Source organism: Nocardia brasiliensis NBRC 14402 (assembly GCF_000308475.2).
Classification (GTDB): Bacteria; Actinomycetota; Actinomycetes; order Mycobacteriales; family Mycobacteriaceae; genus Nocardia; species Nocardia brasiliensis.
On record NZ_BAFT02000054.1, the window covers coordinates 38,662 to 57,800 of the forward strand.

18 protein-coding genes and 1 pseudogene are annotated in these 19,139 nt (G+C 68.9%); 8 read left to right on the forward strand and 11 right to left on the reverse strand.

What is annotated here, in order from left to right:
• Positions 1 to 200: 200 nt before the first annotated feature.
• Positions 201 to 806, reverse strand: a complete 606-nt coding sequence (locus TY25_RS16385; RefSeq protein WP_042257106.1) for a TetR/AcrR family transcriptional regulator — start codon at positions 804 to 806, stop codon at positions 201 to 203.
• A 125-nt stretch (positions 807 to 931) separates the two neighbouring features.
• On the opposite strand from TY25_RS16385, the gene TY25_RS16390 reads away from it, so the two are divergent.
• Positions 932 to 1,951, forward strand: a complete 1,020-nt coding sequence (locus TY25_RS16390) for a glycoside hydrolase family 113 protein (protein WP_042257108.1) — start codon at positions 932 to 934, stop codon at positions 1,949 to 1,951.
• Between the two features lie 180 nt (positions 1,952 to 2,131).
• Here the strand turns inward: TY25_RS16390 and TY25_RS16395 are convergent, their stop codons facing one another.
• The 3 genes and pseudogenes from TY25_RS16395 to TY25_RS16405 form a co-directional block, all read right to left on the reverse strand.
• The gene (locus tag TY25_RS16395) at positions 2,132 to 3,100 is read right to left on the reverse strand and encodes a sigma-70 family RNA polymerase sigma factor (RefSeq protein ID WP_014986732.1); all 969 of its coding nucleotides are present in this window, start codon (positions 3,098 to 3,100) and stop codon (positions 2,132 to 2,134) included.
• Between the two features lie 192 nt (positions 3,101 to 3,292).
• Positions 3,293 to 4,812 (reverse strand): annotated as a pseudogene (locus TY25_RS16400) (DUF7782 domain-containing protein).
• A gap of 263 nt (positions 4,813 to 5,075) precedes the next feature.
• Positions 5,076 to 5,822, reverse strand: a complete 747-nt coding sequence (locus tag TY25_RS16405; protein ID WP_042257110.1) for a VOC family protein — start codon at positions 5,820 to 5,822, stop codon at positions 5,076 to 5,078.
• A gap of 150 nt (positions 5,823 to 5,972) precedes the next feature.
• Between TY25_RS16405 and TY25_RS16410 the strand changes: the two genes are divergently transcribed.
• Complete coding sequence (locus tag TY25_RS16410; protein ID WP_042257112.1) at positions 5,973 to 7,271, forward strand: MFS transporter; 1,299 nt, start codon at positions 5,973 to 5,975, stop codon at positions 7,269 to 7,271.
• A 26-nt stretch (positions 7,272 to 7,297) separates the two neighbouring features.
• Here TY25_RS16410 and TY25_RS16415 read toward each other — a convergent pair whose 3' ends face one another.
• A complete protein-coding gene (locus tag TY25_RS16415; protein ID WP_029903614.1) occupies positions 7,298 to 7,651 on the reverse strand; it encodes a DUF3099 domain-containing protein in 354 nt (117 codons plus the stop codon).
• A gap of 208 nt (positions 7,652 to 7,859) precedes the next feature.
• On the opposite strand from TY25_RS16415, the gene TY25_RS16420 reads away from it, so the two are divergent.
• Positions 7,860 to 8,105, forward strand: coding sequence for a DUF3039 domain-containing protein (locus TY25_RS16420; protein WP_088607186.1), 246 nt, complete (start codon positions 7,860 to 7,862; stop codon positions 8,103 to 8,105).
• 202 nt (positions 8,106 to 8,307) lie between these two features.
• On the opposite strand, the gene TY25_RS16425 is transcribed toward TY25_RS16420, so the two are convergent.
• Positions 8,308 to 9,444: a YihY/virulence factor BrkB family protein gene (locus TY25_RS16425; RefSeq protein ID WP_052383014.1), complete on the reverse strand. Its 1,137-nt coding sequence runs from the start codon at positions 9,442 to 9,444 to the stop codon at positions 8,308 to 8,310.
• Positions 9,445 to 9,560: 116 nt separating this feature from the next.
• Between TY25_RS16425 and TY25_RS16430 the strand changes: the two genes are divergently transcribed.
• Positions 9,561 to 11,414: a DEAD/DEAH box helicase gene (locus TY25_RS16430; RefSeq protein WP_370466265.1), complete on the forward strand. Its 1,854-nt coding sequence runs from the start codon at positions 9,561 to 9,563 to the stop codon at positions 11,412 to 11,414.
• 16 nt (positions 11,415 to 11,430) lie between these two features.
• On the opposite strand, the gene TY25_RS16435 is transcribed toward TY25_RS16430, so the two are convergent.
• Positions 11,431 to 12,066 carry a TetR/AcrR family transcriptional regulator gene (locus TY25_RS16435; protein ID WP_042257115.1) on the reverse strand — a complete coding sequence of 212 codons (636 nt, stop codon included), beginning with the start codon at positions 12,064 to 12,066 and terminating at the stop codon, positions 11,431 to 11,433.
• A gap of 102 nt (positions 12,067 to 12,168) precedes the next feature.
• On the opposite strand from TY25_RS16435, the gene TY25_RS16440 reads away from it, so the two are divergent.
• Positions 12,169 to 12,909, forward strand: a complete 741-nt coding sequence (locus tag TY25_RS16440) for an SDR family NAD(P)-dependent oxidoreductase (RefSeq protein ID WP_042257116.1) — start codon at positions 12,169 to 12,171, stop codon at positions 12,907 to 12,909.
• Here TY25_RS16440 and TY25_RS16445 read toward each other — a convergent pair whose 3' ends face one another.
• Positions 12,910 to 13,677 carry an AraC family transcriptional regulator gene (locus TY25_RS16445; RefSeq protein ID WP_106386964.1) on the reverse strand — a complete coding sequence of 256 codons (768 nt, stop codon included), beginning with the start codon at positions 13,675 to 13,677 and terminating at the stop codon, positions 12,910 to 12,912.
• 55 nt (positions 13,678 to 13,732) lie between these two features.
• Here TY25_RS16445 and TY25_RS16450 point away from each other — a divergent pair, with 55 nt between their 5' ends.
• Complete coding sequence (locus tag TY25_RS16450) at positions 13,733 to 14,302, forward strand: class I SAM-dependent methyltransferase (protein WP_042257117.1); 570 nt, start codon at positions 13,733 to 13,735, stop codon at positions 14,300 to 14,302.
• 271 nt (positions 14,303 to 14,573) lie between these two features.
• Here TY25_RS16450 and TY25_RS16455 read toward each other — a convergent pair whose 3' ends face one another.
• Together TY25_RS16455 and TY25_RS16460 are read right to left on the reverse strand one after the other, a co-directional pair.
• Positions 14,574 to 15,134 carry an SWIM zinc finger family protein gene (locus tag TY25_RS16455; RefSeq protein WP_042257118.1) on the reverse strand — a complete coding sequence of 187 codons (561 nt, stop codon included), beginning with the start codon at positions 15,132 to 15,134 and terminating at the stop codon, positions 14,574 to 14,576.
• Positions 15,134 to 17,344 carry a DEAD/DEAH box helicase gene (locus TY25_RS16460; RefSeq protein ID WP_236639123.1) on the reverse strand — a complete coding sequence of 737 codons (2,211 nt, stop codon included), beginning with the start codon at positions 17,342 to 17,344 and terminating at the stop codon, positions 15,134 to 15,136. Before TY25_RS16460 ends, TY25_RS16455 begins: the two co-directional genes overlap by 1 nt.
• Before the next feature lie 118 nt (positions 17,345 to 17,462).
• Here TY25_RS16460 and TY25_RS16465 point away from each other — a divergent pair, with 118 nt between their 5' ends.
• On the forward strand, positions 17,463 to 18,218 hold the full coding sequence (locus TY25_RS16465; RefSeq protein WP_042257119.1) for a TetR/AcrR family transcriptional regulator: 756 nt from the start codon (positions 17,463 to 17,465) through the stop codon (positions 18,216 to 18,218).
• A 92-nt stretch (positions 18,219 to 18,310) separates the two neighbouring features.
• Here the strand turns inward: TY25_RS16465 and TY25_RS44065 are convergent, their stop codons facing one another.
• Positions 18,311 to 18,505 carry a DUF7455 domain-containing protein gene (locus TY25_RS44065; protein ID WP_029903635.1) on the reverse strand — a complete coding sequence of 65 codons (195 nt, stop codon included), beginning with the start codon at positions 18,503 to 18,505 and terminating at the stop codon, positions 18,311 to 18,313.
• 312 nt (positions 18,506 to 18,817) lie between these two features.
• On the opposite strand from TY25_RS44065, the gene TY25_RS16475 reads away from it, so the two are divergent.
• Entirely contained in the window at positions 18,818 to 19,138 is a 321-nt protein-coding gene (locus TY25_RS16475; protein ID WP_088606703.1) for a DUF952 domain-containing protein, read from the forward strand.
• Position 19,139: the final 1 nt, after the last annotated feature.

Consider the following 19,139-nt stretch of genomic DNA (forward strand, 5'->3'; position numbering starts at 1 on the left):
GCCGCACTGGAACACCGTGCCCCGCCGTGGCGAGCTGCGCGACACCACGGGCCCGTCGCGCTAGCTGATTCGCCGAGCCGCGCTGGAATACGGGCCCCGTCGTGTCGAGCCGCGACACCGCGGGTCCGTCGCGTCGGCTGACCCGCCGAGCTGCGCTGGGACACTGGGCCCGTCGCGTCGAGCCGTGGGTAGGTGTCCGGTCAGGTTTGCGACGGGCCGCGGTGCCGGACGAGGGGGAGGAAGACCTCGTCGACGATTTCGATGAGGATGTCGTCGGGGGCGGTGGGGACGCCGCGGGTGACGAACTCGTTGCGCAACAGGACGATTGCGACGGTGGCGACACGGGGATGCAGGGCCTCGGGGGCTGCTTCGCCGCGGGCGACCGCGCGGCCCAGGACGGTGAGCCAGAGCGCGGCGGTGGCGTCGCCGGATTGATCAGGCAACTGGGACAGGAGTTCGGCGGCCCCACCGGCGGCGGCCATGAGGTCGCGGAGGATGCCGCCGAGCGGGGAACTCCAGTGGCGGTTGGCGCCACGCAGCAGGCTCAGCGCGTCGTCCCGGAGTGAACCGGTGTCGGGAGCCTGCACCGCCGTGGTCAGCTGCCGGTAGGCGGCGATGCCGAGCGCGAGCCGGTTCGGCCAGCGCCGGTACAAGGCGTTCTTGTTGGTGCCCGCCCGGACCGCGACTTTGTCCATGGTGAGTCCGGCGTATCCGGACTCGAGCAATTCGTCCGCGGCCGCGCGCAACAGCGCTTCCTCCAGTGCCGCGCCCCGGCGCCGCATCGGCTGCTCCTGCGGCTGCCGCATCCCCGTCCTCCCTCAAGCTTCGTGCTTAGACCCACTGAATCGTACCCTAAACAACGCACTTGCCTGCCTATCGCATAGATGTTTAAGGTACGTGATGTACCTTAAACATCGAAAGGGTGGTTCCCATGCGGGTCAAAGGCATCAGCTACGACACCGGATTTCTGCGTGACGGAAAGTTCTCGCGCACACGATTCGATCCGATGATCGTCGAGCGGGAGCTGCGCATCATCCGAGATGACCTGCACTGCAACGCGGTACGCCTGATCGGCGGCGACGCCGGACGTCTCGAACTCGCCGCGACCATCGCGGCCGAGCTCGGCTTGATCGTGTGGTTCTCCCCGTATCCGCTGGAATCGTCCGTGGCGGAGATGCTGGCGTTGTTCGCCGACTGCGCCGAACGCGCGGAACGGATCAGGCGCGGCGGTGCCGAGGTGGTGTTCGTCACCGGCGCCGAATTGAGCCTGATGGCACCGGGTTTCCTGCCCGGCGGCACGGTCGAGGAACGTCTGGCCGCGCTGCTGCGACCGGAAGGTCGGGCCGAACGGCTGCGCGCGGCCGGCGAGGCGGTCAACGAGGTGCTCGGCAAGGCGGTAGCACTGGTTCGGGAGCGGTTCGAAGGCCCGGTCACCTATGCGTCGATCCAGTTCGAGCGCATCGATTGGTCGCTGTTCGACATCGTCGCGGTCGATCTCTACCGCTCGGCCGAAGTCGCGGATCGGTTCCAGGACGGTGTGCGCGCGCTGGTGGAGTACGGAAAACCGGTGGCCATCACCGAATTCGGCTCCGCCACCTACCGTGGCGCTGGTGATCGCGGTGCGCAGGGCTTGGACGTCGTCGAGTACGACTCGCAAGGCCCGGTCCGCCTGATCGGCGCCTACGAACGCGACGAAGCGGGTCAAGCCGCGTACCTCGGCGAACTACTGGAGATTTTCGACACCGAGGGCGTGGCAGCCACTTTCGTCTTCGTCTTCGCCCTGTACGACCACGTGCACCGTCCCGGCGGCGACCCCCGCGACGACCTGGACTTGGCCAGCTACGGCATCGTCAAGACCTTCGAATCCGGTGGTGGACACACCTATCCGGATATGCCGTGGGAACCGAAAGCCGCATTCGCGACGCTCGCAACGTTTTACGCCGCGTCCTGAACGGATCGGCGGGCCCGCACGGAGTCGAGTTCGCGCCGACCGGCTCGCGCGAACTCCCGGAGGGGGCGGGGATGCGCGGCACCGGCCGGCGCTGGAGGGTGACCCCGAGGGTCACCTGGTCGGACGACGGTACGCGCCGTCGTCGGGTGCCGAAATCTGTTCGGCACCGGGCATATCGGGTCAGCTGGCGTAGGCACGGAGGCGGTCGGCCCGCTCGCCCTTGCGCAACTTGGACATGACCTCACGCTCGATCTGGCGGACCCGCTCACGGGACAACCCGAACAGCTTGCCGATCTGGTCGAGGGTGCGCGGCTGGCCGTCGTCGAGTCCGAAGCGCAGGCGGATGACCTGCTGTTCGCGCTCATCGAGGGTGGCCAGGACGCTGCGCACGTCGTGGTGCAGCAGTCCGGCGATCACCGCGGACTCGGCCGAGGTGGCCTCGGAGTCTTCGATGAAGTCACCGAGCGGGGCCTCTTCGTCGTTGCCGACCGGCATGTCCAGGCTTACCGGGTCGCGGCTGTGGTCGAGCAGATCGGAGATCTTGTCGACCGGAATGCCGGACTCGTTGGCCAGTTCCGCGTCGGTGGCTTCGCGGCCGAGCTGCTGGTGCAGTTCACGCTTGATCCGGGCCAGCTTGTTCACCTGTTCGACCAGGTGGACGGGCAGCCGGATGGTGCGGCTCTGATCGGCCATACCGCGGGTGATGGCCTGGCGGATCCACCAGGTGGCGTAGGTGGAGAACTTGAAGCCCTTGGCGTAGTCGAACTTCTCCATGGCGCGGATCAGGCCCAGGTTGCCTTCCTGGATCAGGTCGAGCAGCGGCATGCCGCGGCCGGTGTAGCGCTTGGCGAGCGAGACCACGAGGCGGAGGTTGGCTTCCAGCAGATGCGACCGGGCGGCCTGGCCTTCACGAACGATGAGGGCCAGATCGCGCTTGCGGGTGGCCGACAGTCGTTTGCCGGTCTCCAGCAGGTGCTGGGCATAGAGGCCCGCCTCGATACGCTTGGCCAGCTCGACCTCGTCGGCAGCCGTGAGCAGTGCGGTGCGGCCGATCCCGTTCAGGTACACACGTACCAAGTCGGCTGCGGGGCTCTGGGCGTCGAGGTCCTGATCGCTGGTGCGCACACGAGTGGTGGCGGGGCTTGTCATGACTTGCCTCCTGTCGGTGGTGTCTCACTCCGAACAACGGACCCGACAGGGAGAAAGTTCCCCGTCTCGGCTGAGATAAACCGCTCTGACGTGCGGTTTTCATCACTCTCGTCTGAGAAGTTCCTGAGAAGCACGCCGTTGTGGAACTGCCGCTGTCCGATGCCTGCACCGACCTACCCGCGATTGCTGTCTTTACACCGGCCGTACCAGTCCATGGCGAACCAGTCCGGCCACCACGGACAGCGCCTCGGCCGCGAACTCCGAGGTCACGTCGTCAGCTCCGTGGGCAACCGCCAGCAGTTCGATCAGCTCGTACAACGGCAGGCCGTCGGCGCGCATTCCCGCGAGCAGGGAGATGGTTGTCTCATCCACCTCGTGCTGCCAGCGCGGGCCGTCGCCGCGATGCACCCGCGCCACCCGCGGCGTCCAGCCCTCCGGGCCGGGCAGCGCGACGCGCTCCAGCGCCGTCGCCGGGTCCACCACGAATCGTGAAGTCCAGGCCAGGTTTTCGTCACCCGCGACGGCTCGCAGCCAGGCCGACCGCTCGAAATACTTCGTCGCCTCGTCGCCGAGCGGATCCTCGAAACCGTGCGTCAGGTCTTCGGCGAGCAGCTCGGTCGGTCCGTCGATGGCGCGCAGATAGACGAAGCCGAACCCGACGCCTTCCACCTGCGCCGCGGTGAACGCGTCGAGCCACTGATCGGCGCGCGCCTGCGCGGCGGTGTCGCGCGGGTCCAGGCCCGCGTCGCGCAACCAGGTGCCGACATAGAGGGCGGGATCGGCGACGTCGCGCTGCACGACCCAGGCGTCGATGCCGTGCGCGGGCAGCCAGGACGACACACGGTGACGCCAATCCTCGCCCTCGACATGCACCCACGCCGCGAGCATCGCGGCCGTGCCGCCCGGGTTCAGCAGATCGGCGGCCTGACCGATCACCAGCTCGCTCGCGCCGTCCAGGGCCAGTCCGGAATCCCGATAGGTGTGCTCGATCCTGGCCGGGCCGACCACGAACGGCGGATTCGCCACCACCTGATCGAAGCGCCGTCCCGCGACCGGCTCGAACCAGGAGCCTTCGACCAGTTCCAGGTCCAGGCCGTTGAGCGCGGCGGTGGCCGCGGCGAGCCAGAGCGCGCGCGGGTTCACGTCCGTCGCGGTCACCCGGTCGGCATAGGACGTCGCGTGGACGGCTTGCACACCGCAACCGGTGCCCAGGTCCAGCACGGAACCGACGGGCCGGGTCGGGGTGGCGCGCAGCAGTGACAGCGAGGCGTGGCCGACGCCGAGCACGTGGTCCTCGCTCAGGGTGCGCTTGCGCATCGAGTCGTCGAGATCGGACAGGATCCAGCGGGTGCCCGCGCCCGCGTCGAGCGGACGCAGGTCCAGCACGGCCAGCACGGTCCCCCGGCCCGGCGCAGCAGGCCCGCCGCGATCGCGCGATCGATGTCCACGGGCGCCAGGGCCGCGGCCACGTCGCGTTCCGGCATCGGGTCGCCGAGCAGCAGCAGCCGGATCAGCGTGCCGAGTTCGCCCGCATCGCGGGCCGCGCGGCGCACCGGTACCGGTTCGGAACGCCCCAGCGCCGCGTGCGCGTCCGCGCCCAGCACCGCGAGCAGCGTGTCGGCGTCGTAGCGGACGCGGGTCAGCGCCGTCCGCAGGTCCGGGCACAGTGCGGTGAGCAGGGATTCGGTGGTGGTCGATCGGTTCGTGGGCACCCCGGTACTCTGCCACCGCGGAGGCGCGGAACCGGTGAGGTGGTCGCGCTGGCGGTGCGGCCCGCCGGAAAGCATGCGAGATAGGTTCCCGCACCAGTTCTGTGCTCGCGCACTCGTTGTGGCTTGCCACAGCGCGTGCGAGGCGTCAGAAGGGGTGCGAGAGGTCATGACGGGTTCGGGGACAGCGCAACGAGCGGGACGCGGTCGTGCCTGGCCTGCGCTCCGGAGTCGGGAGCCGTGCCGAGGGTGCGGTCGGGAGGGTTCTAGAGCAGGCCCGTGTTCGGGTTGCGAGCGGTGACGCAGTAGGTCGCGTCCGCCGGATCCGCCATCACGATCCAGTAGTCGTAGCGCTGCACGATGGTGGCGCCGAGGGATTCGTGCCAGGTGGCCGTGGCCTCGATGTCGTTGGACGCGAGGTCGATGTGCGCGCTGGTGGCGCGGTCTTCGCCGAGGCGTTGCAGCAGCAACTGCACCGGCAGGTGCTGTTCGGCGCGCAACCGGGCGAACTCCGCCAATCTGCCTTGCTGAAAGGTCCAGCCGGTCAACGACTTCCAGAATTCGGTCTCGACCGCGTGATCGGCGGGACCGATGTCGAGGCACACCTGATCGAGACGGCTGAGGGTGCCGTCGGGTGCGGTCACCGGAGGCGCGGGGGTGCTGGTGGCGCGACCGCTCGGGGTCAGGCAGAAGGTCTGGCCGCCGGGGGAGCGCAGTACCGCGTAGTCGGGATGGTTCGCGACCAGATCCGCGCCGAGATCGAGCGCGGTGCGCACCGCGGTGGGGATGTGGTCGACATCGAAGTCGAGGTGCACACCGCCGAGCCCGGTCACCGCCTGCATCTTCACGCCCGCGGCGGCGAAGAGCGCGGGATCGGGTAGCAGCGTGAGGAATTCGTCGTGCTCGCCGCGGCGGGCGGAGAGTTCGGTACCGGTGACCGTGGACCAGAACTTGGCGCAGTCGTCGAAACGCTGTGCGGGGCGGTCGAGGAAGGCCCAGACCCACCGAATCATGTTCTCTCCTGTCTTGTTCCCCGGGACACATTAGGGAAAGCCGCACCCACTGTCGAGGACATTGGCGTGTCGCCGGAAGTGGCACGATATTGGTGTTTTGTGGCTTTCCGGCCACTCGTTGCCCGGGCGGAATTCCGGCACGCTCAGCGGATGACCGAACTCCAGACGCCGCCGACCGCTTCGATCCGGTATCGGCGGCTGCACCCGGCATGGGTGGTCGCGGGGGTCGGGTTCGTGACGTTGATCGGTGCGGCGGCGTTCCGCTCCGTACCCAGCGTGCTGCTGGATCCGCTGCACGCGGAGTTCGGGTGGTCGCACGGCACCATCGGTGCGGCCGTGTCGTTGAATCTGCTCCTCTACGGGCTGATTTCGCCGTTCGCGGCGGCGCTGATGGACCGATTCGGCATCCGCAAAGTGGTGGCGTGCGCGCTGGTCCTTGTCGCTCTGGGCAGCGGACTCACCGTGTTCATGACCGAGGCGTGGCATCTGATGCTCACCTGGGGTCTGCTCGTGGGCATCGGGGTCGGGTCGATGTCGATGCCGTTCGTCGCCACCATCACCGGGCGCTGGTTTGTGCGGCAGCGCGGTCTGGTCACGGGGGTGCTCACCGCGGCGGGCGCGACCGGTCAGCTGGTGTTCCTGCCGCTGGTGTCGGCCCTGGCGCACGCGCACGGCTGGCGGGTGCCGTCGCTGATCGTCGCCGGGGCGGCGCTGGCCGTGGTGCCGCTGGTATTGCTGTTCATCCGAGACTTCCCGAGCGATGTCGGGGTCACCGCGTACGGCGCGGAACCAGGCAGCGTCGTCGGACTGCGCACGCCGGCGAGCGCGGGGGCGTGGCGGGCGCTCACCGTGCTCGGCGCGATCGCGCGGCGGCCCGGATTCTGGTTGCTGGCCGGGGGATTCGCGGTGTGCGGTGCATCGACCAACGGGCTCGTCGGCACCCACTTCGTCAGCGCGGCCCACGACCACGGGATGCCGCCGACGGCCGCCGCGAGCCTGCTCGCCGTGGTCGGTGTGTTCGATGTGGCGGGCACCATCTTCTCCGGCTGGCTGACCGACCGGGTCGACCCGCGCTATCTACTGGTCGGCTACTACGTGCTGCGGGGCGCGTCGCTGCTGATCCTGCCGTCGCTGCTCGGTCCGCACACCCAGCCCAGCCTGTGGGTGTTCATCATCTTCTACGGATTGGATTGGGTCGCCACCGTTCCGCCGACGGTGCTGCTCTGCCGCGAACTGTTCGGCGCCGACGGACCCGTCGCCTTCGGCTGGGTCTTCGCCTCCCACCAGATCGGCTCCGCGATCGCCGCCACCGGCGCCGGCGTGATCCGCGACCTCCAAGGAAACTACGACCTCGCCTGGTACCTGGCCGGCGCCCTCTGCGCCGCCGCCGCCGTGATGTCCGCCTTCGTCACCCGCCGGCCGAGCGAAGCGGTCGCCGTCCCCGCGTAGTGCGGACGTAGCCGGGGTGCCCGGGGTCAGCCGTCGATGGCGTTGTGCGGGCGCGATTCGATGGCGGTGCGGGGGCGGTCCCAGCGGCTCGGTTCGTCTTTACGGCGCGGCGGGCGGTCGTTGGCGATGAGGACGGCGATCCAGGGCAGCGGGATGGACACCGCGATGACGAGGATCGCGAGCAACGCGCTGTGGAACGAGCTGTAGACGATCGCGGCGATCACCAGGCACGGGATGCGGAACGCCATGATGATCGTGTAGCGGCGCACCCGGGCGCGGTGCTGATCCTCGAGCGACGGCTGCGCCTCGGTGATCAGGACGGGATGTTTGTCGTCGCTGCCGGGAAAGTACCCGGCCTTGCGCGGAGAAACGGAGGGCATCGTGACCTCGGGGCCGGAGCCGTCGAGATCGTCGGCGTCGGAGGAGTCGCCGTGCTGCTGCATGCCGTCGAGTCTTCCACTGTCCGGGCTCGACCGCACACACAGTGGTCAACCCGGCGAATGCGGAACGAATGGGACACGCCGCCGGATCCGGCGGGTGTCGCCGACGCCCACGTCCTCTTGGGCAGCGAAGTTGTCATGCGGCATCATGGAGTGCGTGAGTAGTGACACGATGGTTCGCCCGGATTCGACCACCGACGAGTCGACGAGCGACGACACCCCGAGGTTCTTCCACTACGTGAAGAAGGACAAGATCGCGGAGAGCGCCGTCATGGGCACCCATGTCGTCGCCCTGTGCGGTGAGGTCTTCCCGGTGACGCGCTCGCCCAAGCCCGGCTCCCCGGTCTGCCCGGACTGCAAGAAGGTCTACGACGGCCTGAAAAAGGGCGACTGACCCCCTGGCGTCCCATTCGCCTCGGCCGACGCACCCCGTCGGCCGTCGAACGCGACGCCTTGGTCGATTGATCACCAGGTAACCCTGTCTGGCCGCACGCGAAATCGCTGCCGAACTTCCGCGCATGGTGCTGGTTCGCGCGCCGCGCCTCGATGGCCGGCCCGCTGCACCGAGACGAGTGTTCCGACGTAACCGAAGCGCGCTAGGCGGTATTGGGTTCGGTGTCGAGGGGGGCGGGGTCTTTGGGTGGGGGAGCGGTGCTCGACTTCGGGTCGGGGGTGATGGGATTCGGGGTTTCGGCGGGGCCTTCTTCGGGATCGCCGTTGAGTTGGTTGGCGATCCATTCCTTGACCTGAGTCATGCGGGTGGCGCGGGCGGGCCAGAATTCCTGGACGGCGGCATTGAATTCGGCGCCGAGGATCACCGCGAAGCCGAGGAAGTAGGTGAACAGGAGGAAGGCGATGGGGGTGGCGAGCGCGCCGTAGGTGACGCCGGTGTCGGTGACCCAGGACAGGTAGCGCCGCAGTCCTTCGCTCGCGGCCATGAAGAACACGCCGGCCACCAACGCCCCGTTGAACAGTCGATGCCAGGGCAGCGAGGTGTGCAACGCCAGCTTGTACAGGGTGGTCAGTCCGACGATCAGCAGCAGACCGACGCCGGGATAGTAGAAGAAGTCCAGCAGGCGCAGCCCGGTCGCCCGCCACGCCGTGGGCAGCACCCGTCCGATCAGGGTCGGCCCCAGCGCGACCAGCGGCAGAATGAACACCGACGCCACCAGGAACAACACGTACAGCAGCAGCGCGAAGATGCGCTGCCACACCGGGTGTCGCGCGTCCTGCTGATCGTGCGCCTCGACGATCGAGTCGACGAAAGTCGCCATCGCGGACGACCCCGCCCACAGCGACAGCACGAAACCGACCGACACCACCGCACCGCGGCCGCGCCCGAGCACATCCTGCACGGTGGGTTCGATGAGATCGGAGACCACGGTGGAACTGAACAGGTCACGGCTGAACGAGATGATCTTCGATTCGACGATCTGCACGGTGTCGGGCCCGAACCACCCGCCGACGTAGCCGAGGCTGCCGAGCACGCCGAGCAGCAGCGGCGCCAGCGAGAGCGTCTGCCAGAACGCCGCGGCCGCCGACTTGGCGAAAATCGAGTCGTCCCACGCCTTCACCGCGACCCGCACGACGAGCCGGGTGGTCTGCCTGCGCGCCCGCCGCCCGCCGAGGATCGCGCGCTGCGACCAGGTCAGCTTTCGCGCAGCAAATCCACCACTGAGCGACGGTAGGTCGGTGCGCAGCGGGTCGCTCGGCAGGGCCTTCTTCTCGGACATCGTGCCTACAGCATCGCCTACATCTCCGATCCGTACCGCAGTCCGGGGGCGACGTGTCGCCGGGCAACACGTGAATTCGGGCGTGTCTGCTGGTGAACATGTGATGCCGATCGCGCATGCCGCGTCGGTTTGGCAACACGCCGTGCCGGGCCAGTAGGGTCGAGTGCGTGACTGGGTCGGGTGGCGCCGCTGTGGCGGGACAAGCGGAGACACCGGGCGATTCGGGAACACCCGAGGCTTCGGGCAGACCGAACAGCTCCGGTACATCGAGTGGCGGGTCGCTGCGTGCCTGGCAGCGGCGGGCTTTGACGAAGTATCTGGCGTCCAAGCCGCGCGATTTCCTCGCGGTGGCGACGCCGGGCGCGGGTAAGACCACCTTCGCGCTGCGCGTCGCGGCCGAACTGCTGGCCGACCGCACCGTCGATCAGATCACCGTGGTCGCCCCGACCGAGCACCTCAAGCATCAGTGGGCGCAGTCCGCAGCCCGCGCGGGCATCGCACTGGATTCCCGGTTCTCGAATGCTGCAGGCGGCACGTCCGGCGACTATCACGGTGTCGTGGTCACCTACGCGCAGGTCGCCTCGCATCCGTCGCGGCACCGGGTGCGCACCGAAAACCGCAGGACCCTGGTGATTCTCGACGAGATCCACCACGCGGGCGACGCGAAGAGCTGGGGTGAGGCGACCGCCGAGGCGTTCGGTGACGCCACTCGCCGGCTCGCGCTGACCGGTACCCCGTTCCGCAGCGACGACAGTCAGATCCCGTTCATCACCTACGAACCCGACGAGTCCGGGTTCCCGCGTTCGCGCGCCGATCACGCCTACGGCTACTCCGAGGCGCTCGCAGACGGCGTCGTGCGGCCTGTGGTGTTCCTCGCCTACTCCGGTGACGCGCACTGGCGCGACAGCGCGGGCGAGGAGCACACCGCCCGCCTCGGTGAGCCGCTGAACGCCGAGCAGACCGCGCGGGCCTGGCGCACCGCGCTCGATCCGGCGGGCGACTGGATCTCGGCCGTGCTGCGCGCCGCCGATATGCGCCTGCGTCAGCTGCGCAATACCGGCATGCCGGACGCGGGCGGCCTGGTGATCGCCACCGACCAGGAGCGGGCGCGCGACTACGCCGAACTGCTGGAACACATTTCGGGCAGCAAGCCCGCGCTGGTGCTGTCCGACGATCCGTCCTCCTCGGACCGGATCGGCGAGTTCGCCGCCAGCAAGGACCCGTGGATGGTCGCGGTGCGCATGGTGTCCGAGGGCGTCGACGTGCCGCGGCTGGCCGTCGGCGTGTACGCGACCAGCGCCTCGACTCCGCTGTATTTCGCGCAGGCGATCGGCCGGTTCGTGCGCGCCCGGCGGCCCGGTGAGACCGCGAGCGTGTTCCTGCCCTCGGTGCCGGTGCTGCTCGATCTGGCCGCGCAGCTGGAATTGCAGCGCGACCATGTGATCGGCAAACCGCACCGGGAGAAGGACGGCCTCGAAGACGAACTGCTGATCGAGGCGAACAAGCAGCAGGACGAGCCGGGCGAGGAGGAGAAGTCCTTCGTCGCACTGGCCGCCGATGCCGAGCTGGATCAGGTGATCTACGACGGATCCTCGTTCGGCACAGCGACTTTCGCGGGCAGCGACGAGGAAGCCGACTATTTGGGCATCCCCGGCCTGCTCGACGCCGACCAGATGCGCGCGCTGCTGCGCGACCGGCAGTCCAAGCAGATCGCCGACCGCGCCGAGACGACCTTCACGCCCGCCCCCGGTCCGCAGGTCGCGAGTGCGTCCGAACGGGTCGCCACCGCAGACCGTTTGGGTGAACTGCGCCGGGAACTCAACAGCCTGGTCGCCATGCACCACCACCGCACCAACAAGCCGCACGGCGTGATCCACGGCGAGCTGCGCCGCGAATGCGGCGGCCCGCCAACAGCTTTGGCCTCCGCCGATCAGCTGGAAGAACGCATCGCCGCGCTGCGCCGGATGTAGGTCACGTGGTCTGCTGCTACTGCGGGTCTCCACTGCCTGCGGTAGCGGCGGAGGTGTCCTGGGTCGGCCATGCGGCCATCGCGCAATCGATGGCCAGGGTCAGGCTTTTCAGAGGGACTCCGTCGCGCGCCTGGATCGACAGGCCGTACAGGACCGTGGTGTAGAAGTTCGCGAGGGCGGCGGTGTCGGTGGCTGCGGACAGATCGCCTTCCGTCACACCGCGATCCAGTCGCTCGCGGATGTCTTCGGTTGTCCCCTTGCGTTTTTCGACCAGGAAGTCGCGGATGGACTCGTTGCGGGTGGTGTAGGTGGAGCCGGCCAGCACGACCATGCAGCCGTGTGGTTTGTCCTCGACGGTGTAGGCGACCGCGTTGTCCCGCAACATCGTTTCGATGGCGGCGCGCGCGGTCGGCTCTTCGCGCAGTGCCCGCTCGGTGTATCCGCCCTCGGTTTGCCCGTAGAGGTCGATGGCCTCTCGGAACAGTGCCTCCTTGCAGCCGAACGCGGCGTACAGGCTCGGTGAGTTGATGCCCATCGCAGTGGTGAGATCGTTCATCGACGCGCCCTCGTAGCCGTGCTCCCAGAACACCTCCATGGCGCGGCGCAGCGCGTCCGTGCGGTCGAAAGCGCGCGGTCGTCCCCGTTCGGCCATCCCGATCCTTTCTGTGTCGATCACTAAATATACCGCTTGACGCAGAGCGGGCCCGTGCGCTTAGCTATTTATGTATTGATCGACACAAAAATAGGAGGAGCGATGTCGGGTCTCACGGGCAAGGTGGCGCTGGTGACGGGCGGCAGCCGGGGCATCGGAGCGGCGATCGCGCGCAAGCTGGCCGCCGACGGGGCGGCCGTGGCCATCACCTATCAGAACCGCGACGTGCAGGCGAAAGCCGTTGTCGCGGACATCGAATCAGCCGGCGGCCGGGCGGTCGCCTACCGTGCGGACAGCGCCGACGCCGCGGAGGTGGTGCGTGCCGTGCACCAGACCGCGAGCGATCTCGGCCGGTTGGACATCCTGGTGAACAACGCGGGCATCTTCCCCGCGAAACCGTTCGAGGAGTTCACTGTCGACGAGATCGACCGCGCGCTGCACATCCACGCCCGCGCCGCGTTCGTCGGCGCGCAGGCCGCGGTGGCGCACATGAGCGACGGTGGCCGGATCGTCAGCGTCGGCAGCAACCTGTCCGAGCACGCGCCGTTCGCCGGCCTCTCGCTGTACAACCTGAGCAAGTCGGCGCTGAACGGTTTCACCAAGGCGCTCGCGCGGGAACTCGGTCCGCGGGGGATCACCGTCAACCTGTTGCAGCCGGGATCGACTGTGACGGATATGAATCCGGTCGACGGCGGCCACTACGACCTGCAAGTCCAGCTGTCCGCGCTGGGGCACTTCGCGGCGCCGGAGGACATGGCGGCGATGGTCGCGTTCCTCGCGGGGGACACCGGTCGCAGCGTCACCGGCGCGACCTTCACCGTCGACGGTGGCACCAACGCCTGATCAACCGGTGAAATAGCGTCCGGGAGAGACGCCGACGGCACGGCGAAACGCCGCGACGTAGGCGCTGGGGGTGGCGTAGCCGACGCGGCCCGCGATGCGGGCGATCGGCAGGCCCGCCGCCAGCGGCGGTAGCGAGGCGGCGAGGCGGACCTGAGTTCGCCAGTGGCCGAAGGTGATTCCGGTCTCCGCGACGAACAGCCGGGCCAGCGTGCGGGGACTGGTGGCGACGGCTGCGGCGAACGCCGCCAAGGTCCGGTCGTCGGCGGGATCGCGGGTCAACGCGTCGGCCACCTGCTTGGCACGCGGGTCGCTCGGGGGCTGGAGCGTGATCGGGACGACGTCGACCGGGCTCAGCAGATCGAAGACCACCGCCTCCGCACGTTCGCGTTGGGCGGCGGCGGTGCCGGGTGCCGCGAGATGGTCGAACAGCTCGTGCAGCAGCCGGGTGACGCGGAGCATGGTCGGTGTCGTGAACGTGACGGGGCAGCGGCCGGGTTCGAGGTAGATGCCGCGCATTTCGGCTCCGTCCGCGGTGCCGGTCCGATGCCGGACGCCGCCGGGGATCCACAGCGCCCGGGTGGGCGGCAGCACCCAGCGGGCGTCGCCCACCTCGACGGCGATGACTCCGCGTGCGGCCCAGGCGATCTGGTGCTGCGGATGCTCGTGCGTCGCGAACCAGAAGCCGGCGGGCAGCAGCCCGACGCCGAACACCATCGCCGTCGGGCCGGGTGGCACCGGCTGGAAGCGGGGATGGCCGTTCAGCGACACAATATGTCACCGTAGCCGGTAGTGGTCATCGCTGTCCGCTCCTAACCTCGTGGCTATGGCGATGAACCTGTTCCATCGGGCGCTGTGCCGTTCCGCGCGGTGGGAACGGACCAGCGCGACCAAGATCGTGCCGTGGGCGCTGCACGGGCTCGAACTCGGTGACCGTGCGCTCGAGATCGGACCCGGCTACGGCGCGAACGTGGGGGCGCTGCGCGCTCGCACGGGGGCGCTCACCGGGGTCGAAATCGATCCGGAACTGGCCGCGCGGCTGCGCACCCGGCACGGGTCGGCGATGACCGTGGTGCAGGGTGATGGTGCCGAGATGCCTTTCGCCGCAGAACAATTCGACTCGGTCGTGTGCTTCACGATGTTGCACCACGTGCCGACCGCGCTGCAGCAGGACCGGGTGTTCGCCGACGCACTGCGGGTGCTGCGTCCCGGTGGGGTGTTCGCGGGCAGTGACGGCCTGGACGGCTGGCTGTTCCGGCTCATCCACCTGGGCGATACGTGCGTGCCGGTGCCGCCCGAGCATGCCGCCGACCGCCTCACCCGCATCGGCTTCACCGACGTGGAAATCGAAATCGGGCAGGGAAGTTTCCGCTTCCGTGCCCGCCGCCCCGCCTGAGCGCCCCGACACTGTCCGGACGCCATCGGCGGATCCGATCCGAGCCGAATCCGCCACCAGGACAGTGAGATCGGGTGCTCAGGAGAGGTGCGCACGCCGCAGGAGGAGGGATGCCGGCGTGCGCACCTCGGTCGGACCGGACCGCCACCAGCCGCGAGAGGCGCGCGCTGGCGCAGCTTCTCGCACTACTTCCGGGTTCCCGCACTGGTTGCAGCCAGCCGCAGCGGGTGCGAGAACGCGAAAGTGGTGCGAGAAAGCAGAATCGGGCCGGTCAGGGCGCGGTCGGTGCGACGAAGTAGTTCGCGGGGTCGAGGGTGTTGATCGGCACCCAGCGGGGCGCTTCGACAGAGGCTGGTGTGTCGTCCTCTTGTGCCGCTTGGAAATAGCCCTGGAGTTCCAGTGCCAGGCGCGGGTTTTCGTCTACCCGTCGTGCCATGTCGTAGTACAGGGCGAGGATGTGCAGGCAGCGGGGGGAGCGTGCCTTGCACGAGCAGTCCGTTCCCGCGAGCACCGGCGCTACGGTGATGCCCGCCGCTTTGGCGGCGCGGTGCATGTCGTCGGTGAGGACGGTGGTGTCGGGGATGACCGCGTTGATGGCGGTGACCGCCGTGCGCGGCAGCGGCGCGACCTCCAGATGGAGCACCGAGGCCTCGCTGCCACGGTGCAGGGTGGCGCGGACGACGCGGCCCTCGATGTTCGCTTGGATGCCGTGGTTGCGGGCGATGCTGCGGGCGCGGGGGAGCAGCGGGTCGGGCCGGGTCTGGCGTAGCGGTTCGGCGAGCCGGACCCAGTCCATGCCCCACAGGGTGTAGCCGAATTCGTTGTCCGCCATCAGTTCCCCCGTTTCCGGCGCAGGATTTCGATCAGCTGGTCGTCGTCGAGCCGGGCCAGCGCGGCGATGCCGGCGGAGTCGCCGAGGTCCGAGAGCGTGGACTTGCGGTCGTGCATCCGGGCGATGTGTTCTTCGACGGTGGTGGTCGAGGTCAGCGTGGTGACGGTGACCGTGCGGGTCTGGCCGATGCGATGGGCGCGATCGGAGGCCTGTGCCTCGACGGCCGGATTCCACCAGCGGTCGAAGTGGATGACGTCGGCGGCGCGGGTCAGGGTGAGGCCGGTGCCCGCCGCGCGCAGGCTCAGCACGAGCACGGGCGGTCCGTCCGCGGCCTGGAAACCGTGGACGATCGCGGCCCGCTCGGCCTGGTCCAGGCCACCGTGGAAGAACGGCGCGGCCACGTCGAACTGTTCGGCGAGGTGGCGCACGAGCAGTTCGCCGGTCTGCCGATACTGGGTGAAAATCAGGGTGGGAGCACCCAATTCGAGGTTGTTCGCGACGATATCGGCGCACAGGTCGAGCTTGCCGGAGCGGCCGGCCAGCTCGGTCAGTTCGCCGGTGACCAGCCCTGGATGGTTGCAGACCTGTTTGAGCGCCGTGAGTGCCGCGAGCACCCGGCTCTGCCGCTGGGCCCCGGAGCCGAAGCCGTCGTCGATGGCGCGATCGAGCAGCTTGTCGTACAGGTTCTCCTGTTCGCCGGTGAGGTCGCACAGCAGGTCGGTGTGGATCTTCGCCGGTAGCGACGCGGCCACCTGTGCCTTTTTCCGCGCGAGCACGACGGGTTCGATGGCGTCGCGCAGCCGGGCCGCCGCGCTCGCCGAGCCCTCCTGGATCGGCCGGACGAACCGGCGCCGGAATTGGGTGCGATGCCCGAAGAGTCTGGGCGCCACCAGGTTCAGCAGCGCCCACAACTCTTCCAGGTGGTTCTCCACCGGCGTGCCGGTGAGCGCGACGCGCACCTCGGCGTCGAGTGTGCGTGCGGCCTTGGCGAGTTGGGTGCGCGGATTCTTCAGCGCCTGCGCTTCGTCGAAAACCGTGGTCGCCCAGCGGTGCTCGCCGAGCAGGTGCCCGTGCAGCCGCAGGGCGGGATATCCCGCGACGACGACCGTCCCGGCCTCGGCCGCGATATCGCCGCCCCGCCACACGGTTACGCGCAATCCGGGCGCGAACCGGTCGATCTCGTGCGCCCAGTTGCCCACCAGCGAGGTGGGGCACACCACGAGCTGCGGCCCGCTCGCGGCCCGCCCGTGCAGGAAACCGATGGTCTGCACGGTCTTTCCGAGCCCCATCTCGTCGGCCAGCACAGCCCCGCCGTGCGCCGCGACGGTCTCCCGCAGCCAGCTCACCCCGCGCACCTGATAGGGCCGCAATTCCGCTTTCAGCGCGACCGCCAACTCCGCCGCCACCCCTTGCGTTTCGTACAGCACCCGCAACGCCCGCTCCGCCGCGACCACCGACGTCCCCGCCGCATCCGGCACGGCATGCGCCGCAATCGGCAAGGCCGCCGCGCGCAGACGGATCAAGTCCGCCACGTCGGATAGCGGCTCCCCGTCCGCGGCAACGGTATTCGCGGCAGCTCCCGCCACCGATGCCGGACCTTCCACCACGTCGCCCGGACCGACTGTCGCACAGGGATTTTCCTGCTCTGTGCGGGTTTGCACGTCGGCGCTGGGTCGCGTGCTGGCGGCGTGCCCCGTGCTGGTGGTGGGCTGCGTGCTGGTGGTGGGCTGCGTGCTGGTGGTGGGCTGCGTGCTGGTGGTGGGCTGCGTGCTGGTGGTGGGCTGCGTGCTGGGCGTGGTCTGCGCGCTGGAGGTGGGCTCCGCATTGGTGGTGAGCTCCGCCCCGGCGGCGTGCTGCGTGCCAGTGCTGGGCCCCGCACCGGTGCTGGTCGTCGGCTGCGCGCCGATGGCCGCCCCCGTTTCGGCGGCAGACCCCGCTGTGCGGCCGCGCGACCGACGTGAATCCGCCTGCGCCGCAGCGACCCCCGTCCCCTCCTCGCGCAGTGCCGCTTGCCAGGCGTGCACCGATTCGCCTGCGTCATCGATGGCCGACCCAGCGAAGGTCCGGGGATCGCGCAGTGCGCAGTCGACCTCGTTGATTTCGATCGTGCCGTCCGGTCCTGTCGGGACCGCGAGCGTGACGGATTCCCGGTCGCCGGTCTCGGGTGCGGGCCCGGTGTCCTGGCCGGTCCATGTCCACAGGGCGAACATGTGCCGGTCGGGTAGATACGTGGCCTGTGTGCTGCGCAGAACGAACCCCTTATTCGGCGTATGGTGTACGAAGTATCTGAACAACGTACAGGGTACCGAGTTTGTTCCGAGGAGTCCCGTGGCCGACGAAACCACCGTCGAACAGGCGAAACAACTGATCGGACTGCTGTGGCGGCGTGAGGTCCCGCCGCGCCCCGGCGGTCGCGGGCCGAAGCAGACGGTCAGCGTCGATGCCGTGGTCCGGGCTGCGATCGCCCTCGCCGACCGGGACGGGTACGCCAAGGTGTCCATCCGCGCGGTCGCCGCGGAGCTGGGGCTGCGGCCGATGAGCCTCTACACCTACGTGCCCAGCAAGGACGCGCTCGCGGTGCTGATGGCGGACGCGGTCGCCGACGAGGACGCGCCCATCGCCCCGGAGTCGCCGCTGCGCGATCGGATGGCCGCGATCGCCCGCCAGGCCCGCGCCGAGCTGATCGCGCATCCCTGGCTGCTGGAGGTGCCGCCGTGGCGACTGGTGCTCGGCCCTGGACGAATGCGGCGCTTCGAGCGGCAGCTGGCGGCGATCGACGACATCGGCCGGTCCGAGGTGGAACTGGATCGGGTGATCGCCGTACTCACCGAGTTCGCGACGGGTAATGCCAGGATGGCCGTCGCCGCGCGGCGGGAAACCCAGGTGATGACCGACGCCCAGTGGTGGGACGTGCACGGCCCACTGCTCTCGGGGGCGATGTCGCCCGAGGCGTTCCCGCTGGCATCGCGGGTGGGCAAGGTGGTCGGGGAACTGTACGAAGCGCCCGGCGACCCGGACGGGGCGTTCGACTACGGCCTGAACCGCCTGCTGGACGGGATCCTGTCCGCCTCGATCGGCCCCTGAACAGACCGAGAGCGGGCGATCCGTGGATCGCCCGCTCGGGTCGAACGGTGTTCTGTTGTCGGATGTTGTTATCTCAGGACGCGAGGAGTTGATCAGAGCGCGGGAGCGGACTCCGTGTCGATCACGGCTTCCAACTCACGCAGTCGATCCATGTGTTCGTTCGCGTGGTGCTGGCAGAAGAGCAACTCGCCACCTGCGGGCAGAACGGCGCGCACTCGAGCTGCCGCCCCGCAGCGGTCGCAACGATCGACCGCGGTCAGTGGGGTGCTAGTCAGGGTTCCTGGCATGACTCCTCCGTCCTGGCTCCCGGTTCACAGACCGTTCGCCTGGTGTGGGGCCCGTGGTCACTCCGCGGGCTCGCTACCGCTACTTCCCAGCAGTGGTATGACTACTCTGTCAGACGTTCGGGACGGGGGCTTTGTTCCCGTGAGTGATTCGGTGTGTTTTCGATAACACGACCAGGGATTTCGCTACTGGCGAACATTCCAGGTCACGCTTCGAACTCAGTTGTGGTCACCAACTCGAACAGGCCGATCCAGTTGTCTACCGGGAGATTACCCGTGACCTATGACACTCACACGCTCGTTCACATATGTACTTTGGGCGAGTGGCTTTCCGCCCGGCAAACCGGTGAGTATCGGGCGCCGTCGCTCGATGAGGTCGGGTTCATCCACCTGTCGGCGCCGGAGCAGGCGCATCTGCCGGCCAACCGGCTCTTCGCGGGCCGCCGCGACCTGGTGCTTTTACGGCTCGATCCGGCCCGGCTGGGTGCACCGGTGAAGTGGGAACCCGGCGTGCCAACGGACCCGGAGTCGATGCTCTTCCCGCATCTGTACGGTCCGCTGCCGACCGGTGCGGTCGTCGCGGTCGAGGAGTTCCAGCCCGGCCCCGACGGCTCGTTCGCGCCACTGGCGAAATGAG

What these genes read in the sequence shown, in the direction of transcription:
- TY25_RS16450 (WP_042257117.1), top strand. Translation starts at nt 13,733, where the DNA reads ATGGCGATGAACCTGTTCCATCGGGCGCTGTGCCGTTCCGCGCGGTGG.
- TY25_RS16390 (WP_042257108.1), top strand. Translation starts at nt 932, where the DNA reads ATGCGGGTCAAAGGCATCAGCTACGACACCGGATTTCTGCGTGACGGA.
- TY25_RS16455 (WP_042257118.1), bottom strand. Translation starts at nt 15,134, where the DNA reads ATGGCGGACAACGAATTCGGCTACACCCTGTGGGGCATGGACTGGGTC.
- TY25_RS16425 (WP_052383014.1), bottom strand. Translation starts at nt 9,444, where the DNA reads ATGTCCGAGAAGAAGGCCCTGCCGAGCGACCCGCTGCGCACCGACCTA.
- TY25_RS44065 (WP_029903635.1), bottom strand. Translation starts at nt 18,505, where the DNA reads ATGCCAGGAACCCTGACTAGCACCCCACTGACCGCGGTCGATCGTTGC.
- TY25_RS16415 (WP_029903614.1), bottom strand. Translation starts at nt 7,651, where the DNA reads ATGCCCTCCGTTTCTCCGCGCAAGGCCGGGTACTTTCCCGGCAGCGAC.
- TY25_RS16405 (WP_042257110.1), bottom strand. Translation starts at nt 5,822, where the DNA reads ATGATTCGGTGGGTCTGGGCCTTCCTCGACCGCCCCGCACAGCGTTTC.
- TY25_RS16430 (WP_370466265.1), top strand. Translation starts at nt 9,561, where the DNA reads ATGCCGCGTCGGTTTGGCAACACGCCGTGCCGGGCCAGTAGGGTCGAG.
- TY25_RS16410 (WP_042257112.1), top strand. Translation starts at nt 5,973, where the DNA reads ATGACCGAACTCCAGACGCCGCCGACCGCTTCGATCCGGTATCGGCGG.
- TY25_RS16435 (WP_042257115.1), bottom strand. Translation starts at nt 12,066, where the DNA reads ATGGCCGAACGGGGACGACCGCGCGCTTTCGACCGCACGGACGCGCTG.
- TY25_RS16460 (WP_236639123.1), bottom strand. Translation starts at nt 17,344, where the DNA reads ATGTTCGCCCTGTGGACATGGACCGGCCAGGACACCGGGCCCGCACCC.
- TY25_RS16395 (WP_014986732.1), bottom strand. Translation starts at nt 3,100, where the DNA reads ATGACAAGCCCCGCCACCACTCGTGTGCGCACCAGCGATCAGGACCTC.
- TY25_RS16440 (WP_042257116.1), top strand. Translation starts at nt 12,169, where the DNA reads ATGTCGGGTCTCACGGGCAAGGTGGCGCTGGTGACGGGCGGCAGCCGG.
- TY25_RS16385 (WP_042257106.1), bottom strand. Translation starts at nt 806, where the DNA reads ATGCGGCAGCCGCAGGAGCAGCCGATGCGGCGCCGGGGCGCGGCACTG.
- TY25_RS16420 (WP_088607186.1), top strand. Translation starts at nt 7,860, where the DNA reads ATGGAGTGCGTGAGTAGTGACACGATGGTTCGCCCGGATTCGACCACC.